The organism is Micromonospora globispora (genome assembly GCF_003857015.1).
Lineage (GTDB): Bacteria > Actinomycetota > Actinomycetes > Mycobacteriales > Micromonosporaceae > Micromonospora > Micromonospora globispora.
Window position 1 is genome coordinate 1 of record NZ_QGGF01000129.1, and the last position, 3,711, is coordinate 3,711.

At 73.5% G+C, this 3,711-nt stretch carries 3 protein-coding genes and 2 pseudogenes; 3 read left to right on the forward strand and 2 right to left on the reverse strand.

The window, feature by feature from the left end; genetic code table 11:
• On the forward strand, window positions 1-978 hold a 978-nt coding region (locus tag DKL51_RS04625; protein WP_124811763.1), incomplete at its 5' end, for a leucyl aminopeptidase family protein.
• 43 nt (window positions 979-1,021) lie between these two features.
• Here DKL51_RS04625 and DKL51_RS04630 read toward each other — a convergent pair.
• Entirely contained in the window at window positions 1,022-1,594 is a 573-nt protein-coding gene (locus tag DKL51_RS04630; protein ID WP_109947064.1) for an O-methyltransferase, read from the reverse strand.
• A 292-nt stretch (window positions 1,595-1,886) separates the two neighbouring features.
• On the opposite strand from DKL51_RS04630, the gene DKL51_RS04635 reads away from it, so the two are divergent.
• A complete protein-coding gene (locus tag DKL51_RS04635; protein WP_185734705.1) occupies window positions 1,887-3,200 on the forward strand; it encodes a S1C family serine protease in 1,314 nt (437 codons plus the stop codon).
• Window positions 3,201-3,272: 72 nt separating this feature from the next.
• Window positions 3,273-3,608 (forward strand): annotated as a pseudogene (locus DKL51_RS04640) (twin-arginine translocase TatA/TatE family subunit); the annotation flags it as partial.
• Window positions 3,609-3,631: 23 nt separating this feature from the next.
• On the opposite strand, the pseudogene DKL51_RS04645 reads toward DKL51_RS04640, so the two are convergent.
• Window positions 3,632-3,711 (reverse strand): annotated as a pseudogene (locus tag DKL51_RS04645) (DUF1003 domain-containing protein); the annotation flags it as partial.

Sequence of the window (3,711 nt, forward strand, 5' to 3'; positions counted from 1 at the left end):
GCGGCCCGGACCACGGCCGAGATGACCCGGCTGGCCCGGGACCTGACCAACACCCCCTCCTCCGTGAAGAACCCGCAGTGGTTCGCCGAGCAGGTCCGGGCGGCCGTGGCCGACCAGCCGGATCTGCACCTGCGGGTCCGGGAGCCGGAGGAGCTCGAGGCGGAGGGCTTCGGCGGCATCCTCGCCGTCGGCCGCGGGTCCGCCAGTGGTCCCCGCCTGGTCGAGCTGGACTGGCGGCCTGGCGACGCGCGTACCCACGTCGTGCTGGTCGGCAAGGGGATCACCTTCGACACCGGCGGCATCTCCATCAAGCCGGTGCCCGCGATGAAGCTGATGCGCAAGGACATGGCCGGCGCGGCCGCGGTGGTCGCCGCGACCCTGGGCGCCGCCGCCCTGCGGCTCCCGGTCCGGATCACCACGCTCGCGCCGCTGGCGGAGAACATGGTCAGCGGCTCGGCGTTCCGCCCCGGCGACATCGTCCGCCACTACGGCGGCGTGACCAGCGAGACCACCAACTCCGACGCCGAGGGGCGGCTGGTGCTCGCCGACGCGATGGCGTACGCGGTCCAGGAACTCGGCCCCGATCTGCTAGTCGACCTGGCCACGCTGACCGGCGCGAACGCGGTGGCCCTCGGTAAGCGGCACGGCGCGCTCTACAGCGAGAACGACCAGCTCGCCGCCGACCTGCTGACCTCGATCGAGGCGGCCGGCGAGCACGCCTGGCGGATGCCGCTGCCGGCGGACTACGTCGAGTACCTCGGCAGCGAGCTCGCCGACCTGCACAGCTCCCCGGACCGGGGCGCCGGTTCGGTGGTTGCCGCTCTCTTCCTTCGCGAGTTCACCGGTGACCTGCGGGACCGCTGGGTGCACGTCGACATGTCCGCTCCCTCCTGGTCGGAGAACGACGAGGCCGAGCTGACCCGGGGCGCGACCGGTTGGGGCGTACGCGGACTGCTGCGCTGGCTGGCGACGCTCTGACCGCCCGGTCCGACCTCGCGCCCGACGGCGCGAGTCGGACCGCTCAGCACTTCACGGCGGCGAGCAGCCCGTGCCCGACCGGCAGCAGCGCCGGGATCCAGTGCTCCGACTCCCGGATCGCCTTGATCGTCTCGCGGATGGTGACCGTCTCGACGTCCCGGGCGGCCGGATCGCCGATCCGGCCACCGGCCAGCGCCCCGTTGAGCGCGAGCACCCCGCCGGGCCGCAGCAGCCGCAGTGCGGCCTCCACGCAGGCGGTGAAGCCGGTCGACTCGGCGTCGACGAAGACCAGGTCGTACGCGCCGTCGGCGAGGCGCGGCAGCACGTCGAGGGCCCGGCCGGTGATGATCCGGGTACGTCCGGACGGGAAGCCCGCCTCGACGAAGATCCGCCGCGCGATCCGCTGGTGCTCCACCTCCACGTCGATGGTGGTGAGCACCCCGTCGGACCGCATGCCGCGCAGCAGCCACACCCCGCTGACCCCGGTGCCGGTGCCGATCTCCACCACCGCGCGGGCGTTGCCGGCGGCGGCGAGCAGTCGCAGCGCCGCGCCGGCACCCGGCGTCACCGCCTCGACGCCGACCTCGTGGGCGAGGCTGCGGGCGGTCCGGAGCACGAGATCCTCGCTGACGTACGACTCGGCGAACTGCAGGGCCGGTGCCGTCGAGCTGCCGGAACTGGCGACCGTGGCGATGGGACACCTCCGGGCGGCGGGAGTGGTGCAGGGGGCGGGTTGGCGGTATGAGCCTAGAGGCGGCCCTCGACCGGCGCAGCCGCGAGTCGGCTGCGGATCGATCACGGCCGCCAACCGCTGACCCCACTCCCGGCATCCGTGCAATCCTGGACGGTATCCCGCGTGGTGTGACGCCGGTCGGCTCGGTGGAGCGCGGCGCGGGGCGCGGGAGGGACTGGGAGGCACCGACGTGACCGACGGCTGGGACTGGCGCCAGCCCGGCGGAACTCCGGCACCGGCGGGACGGCCGGCGCCCGGGTCGCCGCCGTACGACGCCGGGGGTGGCACGACCTCGCCCTGGTGGTCCGACGCGCTCGCCGACCCCTGGCGTGACCCGTACGCGCCCGCGGCGGTGGTGGTTCCCGCCGCCCCGGGCGGCGGCGGTGAACCGGAGCCGGTCACCGACCCCGACGCCCCCGGCCGGCCGAAGCTCCGGCAGTTGCTGCTGATCCCGTTGATCACCGCGCTGCTCGCCGGCGCACTGGGCGGCGCACTGGGCTACGCCTTCGCGGTTCGCGGGTCAGCCGGCGGCGTGGCGCTCGGCGCCCGCCCCGCCGACCCGCCCGCCCTGGCCCAGCGCAAGCCCGAGTCGCTGGCCGGCGTCGCCGAGAAGGTCCTGCCCAGCGTGGTGACCGTCCGGGTGAGCAGCCTCGGCGGCATCAGCGAGGGTTCCGGCTTCATCGTCAGCGCCGACGGGCACGTGGTCACCAACGACCACGTGGTCTCGGGCGGCACCGGCAAGGCCTCGGTGATCTTCAACGACGGGACCTCGGCGTTGGGCACCGTGGTGGGCCAGGACCCGGAGTCCGACATCGCGGTGATCAAGGTGTCGCGTACCGGGCTCAAGCCGGTGGAGTTCGGCGACTCCGACGCGCTCGCGGTGGGCGACCCGGTGCTCGCCATCGGCTCGCCGCTCTCGCTGGCCAACACGGTCACCGCCGGAATCGTCAGCGCCCTGGACCGGACCATGCAGGCCGGCGAGCCGGGCGGCCCGGTGCGCTACTACGCGGCGATCCAGACCGACGCGGCGGTCAACCACGGCAACTCCGGCGGCCCGCTGGTCGACGCGGCCGGCCGGGTGGTCGGGGTGAACTCGACCATCAAGTCGCTGGTCGCCGACGGGCAGGAGGCCGGCAACATCGGCCTCGCCTTCGCCATCCCGATCAACCAGGCCAAGCGGGTCACCCAGGACATCATCGGCACCGGCAAGGCCCGTCGTACGGTGATCGGCGCCCAGGTGGGCGGCATCGGCGTGGCGAGCGGGGCCGGCGTACGCCTCAACGCGGTGGAGCCGTCCGGCCCGGCGGCCGCGGCCGGGCTGAAGGCCGGCGACGTCATCCTGCGGCTCAACGGCCGGCCGATGACCGAGCCGACCGACCTGGTGGCGCTGGTCCGCAAGTACGCCCCCGGCTCGGTGGTGACCGTCGAGTACCGGCGGGGGTCGACCCGGCAGAACGCGTCGGTGACGCTCGCCGCAGATGCCAAGTGAGCACCGGTCACCCCCTCCCGGTCCGGCCCCCGACGTGCGTAGTCTTGCCCTGACACGGACGAGGAGGCCGGAGTGCTCGACAACCTGAACTGGTGGGAGATCGCTGCGCTGCTGCTCCTGGCGCTGCTGATCTTCGGAGACCGGCTGCCCACCGTGATCAACGACGGCCTCCGGATGGTCCGGAACCTGCGCGCCATGGCCCGCAACGCCACCGGCGACCTGAGCCGTGAGCTGGGCACGGACATCCAGCTGGAGGATCTGCACCCCAAGGCGTTCATCCGGAAGCACCTGCTCAGCGAGGAGGACGAGCAGGCCATCCGGAAGCCGCTGCAGAGCGTCTACGACAACCTGCGCTCGGACGTCACCGGCGTGCACAACGAGCTGAAGGACGTCGCCAACGCGGTGGACCTGCGGTCGAACGGCACCCGCCCCGGCGCCGCGTACGACGCCTGCAGGGAGAGGACCAGGGTCAGGAACGTGAACGTGTACGGGTCGAACTGCAGGTTCGGCG